The sequence below is a fragment of the Nitrosomonas sp. Nm51 genome (assembly GCF_900111165.1).
Lineage (GTDB): Bacteria > Pseudomonadota > Gammaproteobacteria > Burkholderiales > Nitrosomonadaceae > Nitrosomonas.
Genome location: NZ_FOGH01000001.1, coordinates 25,457 through 41,168, shown reverse-complemented (window position 1 = coordinate 41,168; position 15,712 = coordinate 25,457). Strand labels below are relative to the sequence as shown.

The following is a 15,712-nucleotide window of genomic DNA, read 5'->3' as shown; positions in this document are numbered from 1 at the left end:
TTTTAACATGCCGGTCTGTCTATTTTAGAGTGAGGAATTTGTTGTGCAACTATCCAGCCGCGTACAAGCCATCAAACCATCACCTACCCTGGCTGTTACAGCCCGCGCCGCCCGTTTGAAATCTGAAGGGAAAGATATTATCGGCTTAGGTGCTGGCGAACCTGATTTTGATACGCCTCAACATATCAAAGACGCCGCAATAGAAGCTATCAGCAAAGGCTTAACCAAATATACGGCTGTCGGCGGCACCCCTGGATTAAAAAAAGCTATCATCGCCAAGTTTAAACGTGAAAACAATTTGGAATATGATAGCGCGCAAATTCTGGTTTCCTGCGGCGGCAAACAAAGTTTTTTTAATCTTGCGTTAGCCACCCTCAATCCGGGAGATGAAGCTATTATCCCCGCACCTTACTGGGTCTCTTATCCTGACATCGTGATGATTGCCGAAGGCAGGCCAGTATTTATTGACACGGGTATTGAGCAAGGTTTCAAGATTACAGCCGATCAACTCGAGAAGGCTATTTCCCAAAAAACGAGAATGTTTGTCATAAACAGCCCAAGCAATCCAACCGGCGCTGTTTATTCACTGGAGGAACTGCGGTCGTTAGGTGAAGTACTGCGCAAATACCCTCATATCCTCATCGCCACGGACGATATGTATGAACATATACTGCTGTCAGGCAACCAATTTGCCAATATATTAAGCGCTTGTCCCGATTTATACGCACGAACGGTTGTTTTGAACGGCGTATCCAAGGCATACTCAATGACCGGATGGCGCATCGGTTACTGTGGAGGAGCTGCTGAAATCGTTACTGCCATGGAAAATATCCAGTCACAAAGCACTTCAAATCCCAGTTCGATATCCCAAGCGGCGGCGGAAATGGCGTTAAACGGCGATCAATCCTGTATAAAACCAATGATTGATGCATTCATCACGCGCAACGATTTTATTTCTGAACAATTAAACCAGTGTAAGGGAGTTACCTGTCTAAAATCTGAAGGCGCCTTCTACGCATTCGCAGATGCACGCCAAGCGGTTGACAACCTATATAGCAATGGCCTTATACAGCATAAAAACGATTTGGCATTTTGTGAATACTTGCTGGAAAAATCCGGTGTTGCAGTTGTTCCAGGTTCAGCATTTGGCAGCGAAGGTTATATGCGTTTGTCATTTGCCACTTCCATGGATAATCTGGAAAAAGCATTAACCCGGCTTAAACAAGCATTAGATCACTAGATTAGACGCAAGCAGCTAATGCAGCCTTGACTCAGCAGCAGCCTTCTTGGTTTTTCCAGCCCTGGATGGAATATTACATAATCCGCAGATATGGTTTGAATGAATATCAAGCGAATGCACTAAAAATTCTCCGCCACATTTTACGCAAGGCGTTATACATAACACTTCACTTTCAACAAAACGGATCAATGTCCAGGCACGTGTCAGACTGAGCACCTGTTCAAGCTTGTTTGCTTCGATATGCTCAAGATATAACTTGTAACCTTTTATCAAAGCATCAATACTGTTAATATCTGCATGCGTCGTAATAAAATTATAAATATTAATGAATAATGAAGAATGCATGTTAGGCTGCCAGCTCATAAACCAGTCCTCGGAGTAAGGCAGCATTCCTTTAGGGGGGGGATACCCCTTTTATTTCTTTGTATAGCTTTACGAGTCTTTCACGGCTTAAATTGGAATTCACTTCCAATACCTGTAAACGTGCACCTAATTTAATCAACTCGGATGCCAACTGAATTTGTTTAGCTTCTGTAAGTATGCTTCGATTGCGCATATATTATTTCCCTTTAGAAAACGACCAAAAGCCTAAGTAATTGCCTCGGCGGGTTGTCCGGCCATCAATATGGCAGCGTGTGATTGAGATACGGCACTATTATCATCACGATTACTACCCGACAGCAGTTCTGCTATCAAAGCGTCATTAAATCTAAAACGACATAGCAAACTATTGGAAGAAGCCATTTTCAAAAGCTGGCTTGTAGTCAGTTTTTCAATAAGTTCAGCAACATCCTGATTGATACCTAGTCGATACATAGCTGCCACCTTATCTTCACGTATCAATTGCTGGGCAAGCAGCAAGTAAGCCAAGTTGATTTCTCTGATTTCATCCAAAAGCTGCTTTGTTTCCATTTTAAATTCTCCTGTTTAATAAACTGAGTAGAACAGTTAAACAATACACCGGATACATGTAGATTTTCAATGCTTTGTGTATTTAAGTAAATGGAAGCAACGCTAAAACAAAAATAGGAAAAACTCTTATCGTAGTATAAGAATTTTTCCTACAAAATTAAAAAAGTCAATTAATTTAAATGATTAAATTAATTACTTACATTAAATTATTATAATTATTTAATGCACTGAGTTTTAAAATAAATACGATGATCACCATGAAAAAATTTGTTGATTATCTGCCGCTCAGCGGAAAAATGCTAATCGAGTGTGCCGGTTTTGCGCTGTTCCAGTAGTTTGAGAAAATCTTCAGCACTGACCGGCTGACTGAAATAATCTCCTTGAGCAAATTTACATTGCGTTTCGTATAAGATGTTTAATTGCGCTTTGCCTGTAATGCCTTGCGCAATAACGGACAGCCCCAGATTTTTCGCCATTGCATTGATTGCTGTCACAACGGCAGAATTCTCTGAGCTAATATTCTGATTTGATGTCAATTCCGGATCCAGTTTTAGGCTATTGACTGGCAAAATATTTAAACATCTGATTGATGCGCCACCTGTACCATAGTTATTGATCGAAAACCGCACACCTGTATCGCTCAGTTCTTTCAAATTAGCCATGCAGAATTCCGCACCTTGTAAAAACGATTCAGGTAATTCCAATTCCAACAACTGCGGTGGCAGTTTGGTTTCAGCCAGCATATTCTGAACGTATTTGATAAAATGTGCCTGATCAAATCCAGAAACTGCTAAGGCCAGTGTAATCGTTAATGCATCATAACCCATTTCATGCCAGAACTTGGCTTGTAAACACGCTTGTTTGAGCGCCCATTTTCCGATTTCGAGAATTAATCCGTTTTCATAAATAAAAGGAAACAGCTCGCTAGGAGTCAATGGCCCGGCTTCTGGATGATTCCATCGCAGAATGGCTTCAACCCCCCTAAAACCACCCGTGTCAAGATTGATAATAGGCTGATACAATAACTCAAGTTCGTTATTGATAATTGCTCTTCGTAATGCTTCTCTTGTAAAAACACGTTTAGTGGAGATCTCATCCGGCTTATTCAAAAAATAGCGACAGCTGTTGTGCCATTTATATCCCGGGTCACAAAAAGCATTTTCTGCATTTGCAAGCAATGATGAAACAGTGTCGCCGTGCGTCGGATAAATACTGACGCCAATGTTGAGTGTTACATAAAACTCAAGATCATTGATCACCATCGGTATTGACACCATGTGCATAATCTTGTCCGCAAAATTCTGCACATCTTCCAAATTTTTTACATCGCAATTAAAAAAAACGAACTTACTGCCGCCAATTCTGGACAACAAACATTGACTGTTTGTATAAACAGACATGCGATACGAAAGTTGCTGAATCAACATATCGCCCACGTGATATCCATAGGTACTATTGATATCGGGAAGGCCGCCAATCTTGATCAAATACACCCCTGCCAGTTTTTTTTCATTAGACTGTTTTGACAGAATCTCTGTAACTTTTTCACAAAACAAATTCCGCTTAGGAAAGCCCGTCAAATTATCATAGTAGGTCAATCGATAAATTTTACTTTCAGCCTGTAATTTTGCACGTTTGATTTCTAAATTTTTCAGCTCTCTCTCAATTACAAATACAAGCCGCGCAATATGCCCTTTATAAACATAATCATGCACACCATAATGTATTGCAGAGATAACCTTTTCATCACTGGTTTCATCAGCATAAATAATAAAGGGCGTATCACGGCCAACTTGTCTCCACACTTCCAGCGCTTCTTTCAGACTGCCGGAGTCTTTCGTGTAATTACAAATCAGCACATGCCATTCACACTCATAAAATGCAATCCGGATATCATTTGCATCCGTTATTGCTTTACAATTTATCTTGCTATTAATTTTTGACAGTTCCGCACCCAGCGCCATGGCGTCTGTTTCTGAATATCCGATCAGAAGAAACCTAAGATTATTCCGTAGCATCATAATTAATTCGTTTTATAGTGTTTTCCCATTGTGCTGTTTACGTCTTCAAACCCGTAAACTTTAATCAAAGAGACAGGGTATCAGAGAAACCACGCCCTCCCAGATTACTTATTAACAATATAATTAATAATAACTTTTTAAAGTAAATTCTGTGCAAGCAAACTGGGATTTCCACCCATAGCCGCAGCATTATCAGCCACCGCCTGTTCGACGGCAAAACGGCGTAAATAATCTGGCCCGCCCGCTTTAGGGCCGGTGCCGGATAAGCCCATGCCACCGAAAGGCTGCACGCCGACTACTGCCCCGATCATATTGCGGTTGACGTAAATATTGCCGACTCTAACCTGCTGTTGAATTTTTTTGATTGTGCCTCGGATACGACTGTGAATGCCGAACGTCAATCCATAACCGGCAGCGTTAACGCTGTTAATAACTGCATTCAAATCGCCGGACTGATACCGGACAATGTGCAAAATCGGACCAAACACTTCACTATGTAACTGCCGCATCTCATTGATTTCAATCAGTGTTGGCGGAAAATAATTGCCGGACTGAAAACTGGCGGTCCCGGACGGCAACGGCAATTGATAAATCACACGGTTACTCTTACGCATTTGTTCAACATGCAGCCCCAGCTGCTGCGCGGCATGTTGCGCGATCACCGCAGCCACATCGGTAGTGATATCATCCGGTTTACCTATTCGCAGTTCCTGCATCGCGCCAACCAGCATTTCAATAACCGTGTCTGCCGTTTCCTGAGGCACAAACAAAACACGTAAAGCGGAGCAACGTTGTCCGGCGCTATTGAAAGCTGACAAAACAGCATCCTGCACCAACTGTTCCTTATGCGCAGACGTATCGGCAATCAGCACATTCTGTCCGCCTGTTTCTGCAATCAGCGGCACGATTGCCGGATGATTCGCAAGCTGCCGGTTGATGTATCGCGCGGTTTCAATGGAGCCGGTAAAAGCCACTCCAGCCAATCGATAATCGTCAAGCAACTGCCGACCAATTTCAGAACTTTTACCTGGCAAAAAATGTAATACAGATTCCGGAATGCCGGCCTGATGCAGAATGCGTACACAAACCATGGCCGTCAGTGCCGTTCGTTCCGCCGGCTTGGCAACCACCGTATTGCCGGCTGCCAGTGCCGCAGCAACCTGGCCTGCAAAAATTGCAATCGGAAAATTCCATGGACTAATGCACACAAACACGCCACGCCCATAATACCGCAATACATTATCTTCTCCAGTCGGTCCTGGCAAAGCAGTCGGCCGCTCAAACAATTCAAGAGCCCTGGCTGCATAATAACGACAAAAATCGACTGCTTCACGCACTTCAGCCAACGCATCCTTAATTGTCCTGCCGCCCTCACGCATGCACAAAGACACCAGTTCCATACGCTGCTGTTCCATCTGATCAGCTGCTTTAAGCAAATAACCCGCACGCTTTTTTACTGAACACAAACGCCAGTCGTTAAATGCAGATTCCGCGGCATCCAGCGCCTCAGCCACGGCGGATTTATCTGCAAAATTCACAACGCCGACCACATGATTGCTATTGTAAGGCGCGCTCACAGTATGTATGTGCCCTGTATAAGCTTTGCCATTTATCAATGGAAAAGCCTGATACCGCGTGTCTGCAAGTTTATCCAGATTTTGCTTTACCTGCGTCTGCACCAGCGGATCGGCCAGGTTGAGTCCATGCGAGTTGCGACGCTGCCCGCCATAAAGCGCCGCAGGCAATACCAGTTCCGAGTGCGTCTCATTTTGCCAGACATGCACAGGATCATTGACGATTTCCTCGATAGCGACATCTGGATTTTCCATATGATGAACAAATGAAGTATTGGCGCCATTTTCCAGCAAGCGCCGGACCAGATACGGCAACAAATCCCGGTATTCGCCCACAGGCGCATATACGCGGCACACGATTTGCGGATGATGCGCCTGTATCAACTGATAAAGCATTGTCCCCATGCCATGCAGACGTTGAAATTCATAACACGGATGCTGGCGTGCAATCTGTATAATGGCGGCAATCGTATGGACGTTATGGGTAGCAAACTGCGGATAAAAGCAATCCGGATGATCAATCAATAAGCGAGCGCAAACCAGATAGCTGATATCAGTCGCCGATTTTCGTGTGAATACCGGATAACTATCAAGTCCGTTTTCCTGCGCTCTTTTGATTTCACTGTCCCAATAAGCGCCCTTGACCAGTCTAACCGGAATTTTGCGCTGCTTACCTTGCGCCAGTGCCGCGAGCCAGCGGATAACATGCGTCGCTCGCTTTTGATATGCCTGCACAACGATGCCCAACCCTGACCAGCCGTCCAGTTCTGCACGGTTAAATACCGCCGCAAAAATATCCATTGAGAGATCTAGCCGCTCACTTTCTTCGGCGTCGATAGTCAGCGCGATGCCGGCACTACGTGCTTGCAGAGCAAGATCGAACAATCTGGCAGTTAGCGCCGGCACGGCATAACGGTGCTGAAAAGGCTCATAGCGCGGATACAAGGCGGAAAGCTTGATGGAAATACTGGGTCTTGCGTAAAACAAATCAATATTACTGCAATCTTCAGCTTGAAGGTTTCGGCCCAGCTGTGTGATTGCACGGCTGTATGCTTTGAAAAACCGCTCGGCATCTGCCGCTGTAATCGCCGCTTCTCCCAGCATATCAAACGAATAACGATCTGCGAGACCTGCCTGATCATCTACTGCATTGGCAGACTTGGCAATCGCCTGCTCAATAGTCTCCGCCATCACAAACTGTTCAGCTAACACATGCATCGCCCGTTCCAATGCCGTACGAATGACAGGCCGACCCAGACGCTCATGCAGCGCTTTAAAAATCGTCTGAATGTGTGATTGATGGTCCGGTTGCGTTGGCAGCTGTTGCCGTTCCAGCAATTTGGAAATCGCTAATGCGTCTGTTGCCAGATTAACCAGCGACGAATCGCTGTGCTGCGCATGCTGATGCCAGTCGGCCGCACTTAACCGATCAGCCAGGAAGCGATCCTGGGTCGCGCGATCGGGGATGCGCAGCAACGCTTCCGCGATACCCATGAGCACCAGACCTTCTTCGCTATCGAGCTGATATTCTTGCAGAAACGCCTGTACTATCGATTGCTTAACGTGTCGTTGCGATTCAGAAGCCATGTCACTGCGCAACTGTGCCAGCAAATGGCGCGCTTGGACCACGATATCGGACGCAGGGTAATCCGGAAGTTTCAACAGCAAGTCCTGAACCAATGTCGTTTCATCGGCCAAATAAATAGCACCCATCGCCTGCCGGATCGAAAAGAGATAATCTGAATTCATTGGCATCACCACAGCATTACCTGAAATTTAAACGGATGTCCCGAGTTTAGCGCGAACCTGCACCGTTGGCTGCACAATTTAACAGCCAGATTAGCGCGTTATTTCTGCCAATCGCGCTTGTTTCTGATGAGCAAAAAGGACGCATTCGAGTCCTTTTTAAGCGCATGATTGGAAGGCCAGACACTTCATCCCACTGGGCCGGTTTTTGAAACATGCAATCCGCTGAATGGCGCTAAAAACCAATGCATGCAATTAAATTGTTAACAGCATCTCACATGCAATGTGATTTTTCACACTGCGTACAATTTCTCAAATTCGCATAATCCTCCCAACAAGAAACGCATTGAAGATCAATACAAATACATATATCTATTGGGAGTAATCAAATGCAAAAACCTGCAAATACCCTAAGCCGCAACAGTAGTACAGAACCACTTGCAATTATTGGAATCGGGTGTCGTTACGCAGGGGATGCGAATGATCCCGAGAGTTTTTGGCAATTATTACTCGGCGGAAAAGATGCAATTTCAGATATACCGCCTGATCGCTGGAATCTGAAACGATTTTACGATCCAGATTCAAGCAAACCTGGAAAAATATATACACACGCAGGCGGTTTTCTTAAGCAAAAAATTAGCGAATTTGACGCATTATTTTTTGGCATTACACCGCGCGAAGCCGAATGCATGGATCCACAGCAGCGATTATTGTTAGAAACAAGCTGGGAAGCGTTGGAAGATGCCGGTATTCCCATAGAATCAATTGCAGGCTCCAATACGGGCGTTTTTATAGGCGCTTTTACATTGGATCATAAACTAACGCAAATGGGGAGCACGAATCGCGATTTTATTACGACGCATACAGCAATTGGATCTACCATGACAATTCTATCCAATCGCATCTCTTATATGCTCGACCTTCATGGTCCCAGTATGAGCCTTGATACCGCGTGTTCTTCATCGCTTGTTGCTACGCATCTAGCCTGTCAGTCCATATGGCAAGGTGAATGCAACCTTGCCTTAGTAGGCGGAGTAAATATTATGTTCCGCCCTGAATACCCGGTTGCAATGTGTAAAGGCGGGTTTCTGGCTCGCGATGGCCGCAGTAAAAGTTTTGACGAAAACGCGGATGGTTATGGTCGTGGTGAGGGTGCCGGAGTTGTGGTATTGAAATCTTTATCTGAAGCATTAAAAGATGGCGATTCTATTTACGCATTGATCAGGGGTACCGGTGTTAATCAGGATGGCCGCACTAACGGTATTACCGTTCCCAATCCTGAAGCACAGTCTGCATTGATTCGGGAAGTATGCAATAAATATCAATTAGATCCTAAAAAAATCTGCTACTTTGAGGCCCATGGTACGGGAACGCCGGTTGGCGATCCGCTTGAAGCACAAGCATTGGGCGCAGTCATTGGTCAAGGACGTTCGCAGAAAAATGCATGTTTCATAGGATCGGTAAAATCAACCATAGGCCATACCGAAGCAGCCGCTGGCGTAGCGGGTATGATTAAAGCAGCCTTGTGTCTTTCTCACCGCCAGGTTCCGCCTCAAGCCAACTTAAAAAACCCCAATCCTAATATCCCTTTCAAAGCACTTGGGCTTCGTTTGCCACGTAAAATTGAGTCGCTGGCACCAAACGCAGATCAGCTTTTTGCGGGTGTCAATTCCTTCGGTTATGGGGGAACAAACGCACATGTTATTCTGGAAAATGCACCCATAAATCCCAATATAAAAACCATCAAACCGGAGCAAAACAAGGCGCCTTATATTTTGCCTTTATCGGCAAGAAGTGATAGCGGGCTTTCGGCACTTGCACAGTCCTGGCTTGATCGTTTTTCAGAGACCGGTTCTATATCACTTGATGACCTTTGTTACTCGGCATCCTGCCGCCGCAGTCACCATAATCACCGGTTAGCCGCAGTCGGCAGTACGTTTACAGAAATCCGCACTCAGCTTGAACAATTTGTTTCTCAAGGTGCAGGAGAATGGCTGGCGCAAGGAAAAACCCTGGACAACGAAATTAAAAATCCGGTTTTTGTTTTCACCGGTATGGGACCGCAGTGGTGGGCTATGGGTCGCGAACTTTATGCAAGTGAATCTGTATTTAGGGAAGCTGTTGATACCTGTGATACTTTATTTTTTCAATTAGCCGGCTGGTCTATCCGCAACGAAATACTTGCTGATGAAGAGCAATCGCGCATCACCAAAACGACAATCGCTCAGCCTGCAAATTTTGTTATTCAAGTTGGACTGGCCGCACTGTTACGCGCATATGGCGTTGAGCCAGCTGCAATTGTGGGTCACAGCGTCGGAGAAGTAACCGCAGCTTATGTGTCCGGAGTACTGACTCTCGAAGAAGCGATTCAAGTAAGTTATTACCGTAGCCAGATTCAAAATAAAGCAGCCGGACAAGGGCGAATGCTTGCAGTCGGCATCAATTATGAACAATGCCAGGAACTGCTCGACTTAACAGAAAACAAAGTTTCCATTGCCGCTATTAACGGGCCCACATCCATCACGCTTGCCGGCGACAGCAATAGCCTTGAAGCCATTTCAACATACTTAACTGCTATCAATGAATTCAATAGATTTTTGAAAGTTGAAGTTGCCTATCACAGCCACTATATGGATGCGCTCAAACCAGAAGTGCGTGAAAAACTGGCACAGTTAAGTCCTTCATTACCAAGCATTCCGTTATATTCGACCGTTACGGGAGATTTGGTTGATGATATTGCCTGCGACGCTGAATACTGGTGTAACAACATCCGCAAACCGGTTTATTTTGCCAAGGCCATGGAAAGCTTACTAAAAGACGGGCATCGCGTATTTCTGGAAGTCGGACCTCACCCGGTATTATCAACCGCAATTAAGGAATGCTGCAGCGCCAGAAATATTCCTGCACAAACAGCCGCTACTTTGAAACGCGGCGCACCAGAGCAGCTAACCTTTAAACTGGGTATGGCAGGCTTATATACTGCCGGATGTAACTTGAACTGGCGGCGCTTGTATGCGGAAAATGCACAATACATCAAACTTCCGACGTACCCATGGCAAAGAGAAATCTACTGGCATGAAATGGATGATTCAGTTTCAAAACGCACTAATGTTCCTGCGCATCCAATTCTTGATCAGCGTTTACGCGATCCCCGGCCAAGCTGGCAAGGCACGCTTAACCATCAATTTATTCCATATTTGAAAGACCACAAGGTTGATGGTTTAGTGGTTATGCCCGGCGCTGCCTATATTGAAGCAGGCATTGCTGCGCATAATGAATTAGCGGAAACTGCAGAGCCAGCTTGTTTAATTGAAAATATTCATTTTCATCATGCGCTTATACTTGAGTCTATTAATGACCCAACTATTCATATTAATCTTGACGAGCATACAGGAGAATATTCATTCTTCAGCAAAAAACCTGACGAGCTGATGAATTGGCAGCTGCATGCATCAGGAATAATCAAAAAAGCAAAGACAAGCGTTGTCAAGCAAACAACAGCTCAGTTAGAAAAAAATTTCAGGGATTGCGATGAAAATGTAGATATAGATTATCTTTATCAAAACCTAAGACACAGGGGACTAGACTATGGCCCGCATTTTCGTACCATTCGCCAGCTAAGACGCGGCAAAAACAAAGTCTTTGCACAAATCCAGTTACATGACCAGTTGCTAGACGATTTGTCTAACTATTATTTGCATCCTTGTTTATTAGATGGTTGTTTTCAGTCGCTCATCGCCTTGGTTGAAGATGATGAACAATTCTTTATGCCCGTTTCAATCAGCGAAATTACGTTCCACAAATCTCCTGGAAAAATGCTCTGGTGCCAAGGCAGGCTTTTACAAAGAGATAGCAACGGCATAATCGGCTCTCTGGCATTGTATGATGAAAATGGCAGTATATGCGCCAAAATAGAAGGATTATTCTGCAAGGCTTTACAAAACGAAAAAGAAAATCCTCACGATCAATTATCCCGTTACGCACATGCCTGGAAATGGTACCCCCAAAACCTGGAATCAAGAGAGACGAATGCGGGGTGCTGGGTTGTTTTCTCCGATAACAGCCTTACATGCAATGCGTTGTGCACACAGCTTGAGACTGAACCGGGCAATACTGTTTTTCAAATTAAATTGTCCGATATTTTTCAAGAAAACGATCCGGTTATTCGGCCACTTGATTGTGATCAGGTTCATCACTTGAAAGCAATCCTTAACTATGTAAAAGACAAGAGTTGTGTTGGCGTCGCCTATTTATGGGGTTTAAATCCACATGAAAAAGATAATGACCCGACCGGAATCGGGCAGACGTCTGCGGCCTTGCAAGTATTACAGTGTTTAAGTGACATTTTTACATCAAACGTACCCAGGCTATATTTCGTAACACAAGGGGTCAATCCAGTAATAGAAACAGATACGGTTACACATCTTGCACAGTCTTCTCTGATAGGCTTGATAAGAGTTGCACATAACGAATTCCCGGATTTTAAATGCACAACAATCGATCTTGATACCCAACACAGTTATGCTGCCATAGAACAACTAAAGACTGAGCTGTTAGTTAACAGCGCTGAAGACGATGTTGCACTCAGGAATTTACAACGGTTTGTTCATCGTTTGGAACGTATTGAAATACCGGATAATTATTTTCTGAATCCTGCCGTTCCGCTCAATGGAACACAGGTAGAGGCATTCCAGGTTGATCCGGGTAATGAGTCAGACTTTAGTCCCATTACCCGTGTCAGGCCCAAAGCAAATGAAGTGGAAATTGCAGTCAGCCATTTCAGTCTCGCAAGCGCCATAGCTGATCAAAATCGTGAAAATTCATCAAGCGGCTTTTTCGCAGCTGGGAATATCTGCAGTAAAGGCAAGAACATATCACAATTAAACCAAAATGATCGCGTCCTCATTGCCGCAAATCATACTCCCGCTTCTCATTGCACTATACCGGTCAAGCAGGTCTTCAGTACCGCTGAATTTAAAAAAATTACTTCTGAAGAACTGGTTGCACTGGCAACATCAATGCTGCCTGCATACTATTTACTTAGATATCTAACAAGCCTTACAGAAGGTGAGACTGTCATAGTTGATGCGCAAACCGGCATACCAGCCTCCGCACTAACGAACATTTGCAAATGGTTAAACCTCGATTTGATTTATTACAGTGATAATTCTCAACAAATCAAACTATTAGAATCATTCAAAAGTATTACTGTTTTAAACGCGAGCAAACCCGGTTTTGGAAAAATATTAATGAACAGGGTTGGCACCTGTAACATGGGTGCGTGGATTCACGCCGGCAGCGATGAACAACCGGGACTTTTGAAAATTCTCAAAACCCCCGGTACCCGCGAAATCATAATCAATCAAACCAATGCACAGCAACCGGCACTATCCAAAAAAACGAATGTTATGTTTTACAGTCCAGACGGATTGAACATTGCACTTTCTTCACCCGGTTTGTTTACAAAACTGCTTTCAGAACTGGCGCAGTTTGTAAATCAGTACTCAACAGAACCCGGCACGGCTTACCCTGTCTCTCCGGAGAAAAGCTTCAAAACAGTATTCAGCAAGCAATTTTCCGATAATTTATTTACACCTGTGGTATCGCTTAAAGATAAAGCGTCAATTTCACTGATAAACAGTAATACAAATAAATTCGATCCCAAAGCCACTTATTTAATTACCGGCGGTTTTGGCGGTTTTGGCCTGGAAAGCGCCAGGTGGCTAGCAAAACATGGTGCAAAATATCTGGTTTTACTCGGAAGGCGCGGTGCTGCCAGCAAAACTGCGATTGATACGGTAGCCTTATTGAGAAAACAGGGTGTTAAAGTAATGGAAGTTGCCGCTGATATTTGCGATAACGCTCAGATAAATCAATTAATTGAAAAAATAAAACAGGAATTTCCTGCTCTCAAAGGAATTTTACATACAGCTGCGGTACTGGATGATGCGCCAATCAATGAGCTCAATCCGTGCCGGCTTTCAACGGTAATGCAAGCCAAAGCTGTTGGCGCCTGGAATCTTCATCAAATAACCCAAAAGATGCCGCTGGATTTCTTTGTATTATTTTCTTCGGTATCTGGCTTGATTGGTAATAGCCGTCAGGCAAATTACTCAGCGGCTAATACATTTTTAGACACGCTGGCCTGGTATCGCAATGCAAGGGGGTTGCCTGCTACCAGTATTAACTGGGGCGCTATCGCAGCCGGTATGGCGGTTGATAACGATGAGGTTAAAAAACATCTTGAAAATATGGGGATTTCCCCACTTACCTCGACGCAAGCGCTGGATTCATGGATGCACATGTCCAATATGAATTTACCTCAATACGGTCTGATGGATACGAACTGGCCGCGTTGGCAAGCGTTTGAACCAATGGGTGGAAATTCTCCACGGTATTCAAAATTAATGCTATCCGATTCTAGTGACCCAGATCATCAAATGACTAGTATTTGCCAGGAAATCAGTCAATTGCCGGCTGATAAACAATTAGGCGCAATGTCGGCTGCTTTGTGCGAACAAATCGCAAAAACACTGTGCATCCCCGCCGACAAAATTGAGTTGCAGCATTCCTTAACCCAGTTAGGCGTTGATTCTTTAATGGCTGCCGATTTGCAAACCACGATTTACCAGACATTTGGCGTAAGAATTTCAGCGTTAGAACTGCTGCGTGGTAATAATCTAAGTCAAACAGCAAAAATGATTTTTGACAAATCAAATATTTCTCGCTTATCTGAACCAGAAGAAACCGGCTTAAATAAAGATTCAGTCGTTGCTCAGCTCACTGATGAAGATGTTGATGTTTTATTAAAACAATTGATGTCATAAATGGAGTAATCAAAATGCATAAAGATGTTGACAGCATGAGCAGTGCCAGCAAGCGCCAGCTTCTTCGCCAATTGTTGGCAAGCAGCGCTGCCGAACAGCAAAATACACTTCTAAACGCCACGGGCAAGAATGCAATTCCGGAAGAATTTTATCAGTTTGAAAAATTTCCCGGTTATTCTATGCTCAGCGAACAAAAAAAGACATTTCAAACACTGAAACTGGATAATCCTTACTTTTCTGTTCACCATGGAGTAAGTGATCATGTCACTAACTTTAATGGAAAAAAGTATATCAACTATTCAGGCTATAACTATTTAGGTTTATCAGGACACCCCGATGTCAATAACGCCGCCAGGAATGCGATTGATCAGTTTGGAACATCCGTATCAGCCAGCAGGATCGTTTCGGGTGAAATACCCTTACATAGAGAGCTGGAAAAAGAGCTGGCAAAAATTCATGACACTGAAAGCGCGATTGCGCTTGTCAGTGGCTATTCGACCAATGTGTCAGTAATAGGACATCTCTTCGGGCCCAGAGATCTCGTGTTGCACGACAGCCTGGCACACAACAGCATTATTACAGGCTGTATTCTCTCTGGCGCACGCAGAATGGTTTTTCCACACAATAACTGGGAAGCACTTGACCAAATACTCAGGGAAAACCGCCAAGACTATGAGCGCGTACTTATAGTCATTGAAGGTGTCTACAGTATGGACGGCGATATCGCCGATCTGCCTCAATTTATTAAAATCAAGAAAAAAAATCACAGTATTCTCATGGTAGACGAGGCTCATGCTGCCGGCGTTATAGGACCGCGGGGGCTCGGTTCTCACGATCATTTTGGGATTAACGGGAATGAAGTCGATATCTGGATGGGAACGCTCAGCAAGGCATTTGCCAGCTGTGGCGGTTATATCTGCGGATCAAATGCGTTAATTGAAAATATTAAGTATAACTCTGCTGGAGCAATCTTGTTTAGTGTGGGAATTTCTCCAGCTAACACTGCCGCGGCATTGCAGGCAGCCAGAATTCTGCAGCAAGAACCGGAACGGGCTGCACGCCTTCGAGACCGCGCCAAACTTTTTATAGAACGGGCCAAGAAAAAGGGACTGGACACCGGCCTGGCTGAGGGAACCGGCGTGATTCCCATCATTACGGGAAATTCAATAGCCTGTTTAAAGCTAGGCCAAAAACTGCTTGATGCCGGTATATGCGTTCATCCAATTCTATATCCAGCAGTACCGGAATCCGAAGCAAGACTGCGTTTCTTTATAACAAGCAACCTCGCTGAAGATGAAGTGAACTATACAGTGGATACGCTCGCAAAAGAAATAAAGTCACTATCGAACACAGACAATTCACCCCTAAACACGCTGAGCTAAGAGGTATTCA

The 15,712-nt window shown here is 44.4% G+C and carries 6 protein-coding genes and 1 pseudogene; 3 read left to right on the top strand and 4 right to left on the bottom strand.

The genetic code is table 11. The features are described 5' to 3' along the window. Positions 1–43 precede the first annotated feature (43 nt). On the top strand, positions 44–1,240 hold the full coding sequence (locus BMY60_RS00170) for a pyridoxal phosphate-dependent aminotransferase (RefSeq protein ID WP_090330280.1): 1,197 nt from the start codon (positions 44–46) through the stop codon (positions 1,238–1,240). Between the two features lie 15 nt (positions 1,241–1,255). Here BMY60_RS00170 and flhC read toward each other — a convergent pair. The 4 genes and pseudogenes from flhC to putA all read right to left on the bottom strand — a co-directional run bounded on the left by flhC (position 1,256) and on the right by putA (position 7,496). Further along, a pseudogene (gene flhC / locus BMY60_RS00165) lies at positions 1,256–1,796 on the bottom strand (flagellar transcriptional regulator FlhC). A gap of 32 nt (positions 1,797–1,828) precedes the next feature. Continuing rightward, positions 1,829–2,152, bottom strand: coding sequence for a flagellar transcriptional regulator FlhD (flhD, locus tag BMY60_RS00160; RefSeq protein ID WP_090330279.1), 324 nt, complete (start codon positions 2,150–2,152; stop codon positions 1,829–1,831). 299 nt (positions 2,153–2,451) lie between these two features. Beyond that, positions 2,452–4,173: a putative bifunctional diguanylate cyclase/phosphodiesterase gene (locus BMY60_RS00155; protein ID WP_090330277.1), complete on the bottom strand. Its 1,722-nt coding sequence runs from the start codon at positions 4,171–4,173 to the stop codon at positions 2,452–2,454. 137 nt (positions 4,174–4,310) lie between these two features. Then, positions 4,311–7,496 (bottom strand): bifunctional proline dehydrogenase/L-glutamate gamma-semialdehyde dehydrogenase PutA, encoded by a 3,186-nt coding sequence (gene putA / locus BMY60_RS00150; protein WP_090330276.1) that lies wholly within the window; start codon positions 7,494–7,496, stop codon positions 4,311–4,313. A 386-nt stretch (positions 7,497–7,882) separates the two neighbouring features. On the opposite strand from putA, the gene BMY60_RS00145 reads away from it, so the two are divergent. Both BMY60_RS00145 and BMY60_RS00140 read left to right on the top strand, forming a co-directional pair. Further along, a complete protein-coding gene (locus tag BMY60_RS00145; RefSeq protein ID WP_090330275.1) occupies positions 7,883–14,320 on the top strand; it encodes a type I polyketide synthase in 6,438 nt (2,145 codons plus the stop codon). A 14-nt stretch (positions 14,321–14,334) separates the two neighbouring features. Further along, positions 14,335–15,702 carry an aminotransferase class I/II-fold pyridoxal phosphate-dependent enzyme gene (locus BMY60_RS00140; RefSeq protein WP_090330274.1) on the top strand — a complete coding sequence of 456 codons (1,368 nt, stop codon included), beginning with the start codon at positions 14,335–14,337 and terminating at the stop codon, positions 15,700–15,702. Positions 15,703–15,712: the final 10 nt, after the last annotated feature.

Bases quoted from the DNA above. Each gene is read 5' to 3' on its own strand.
- flhD (WP_090330279.1), bottom strand. From the start codon at position 2,152: ATGGAAACAAAGCAGCTTTTGGATGAAATCAGAGAAATCAACTTGGCT.
- BMY60_RS00155 (WP_090330277.1), bottom strand. From the start codon at position 4,173: ATGATGCTACGGAATAATCTTAGGTTTCTTCTGATCGGATATTCAGAA.
- putA (WP_090330276.1), bottom strand. From the start codon at position 7,496: ATGAATTCAGATTATCTCTTTTCGATCCGGCAGGCGATGGGTGCTATT.
- BMY60_RS00145 (WP_090330275.1), top strand. From the start codon at position 7,883: ATGCAAAAACCTGCAAATACCCTAAGCCGCAACAGTAGTACAGAACCA.
- BMY60_RS00140 (WP_090330274.1), top strand. From the start codon at position 14,335: ATGCATAAAGATGTTGACAGCATGAGCAGTGCCAGCAAGCGCCAGCTT.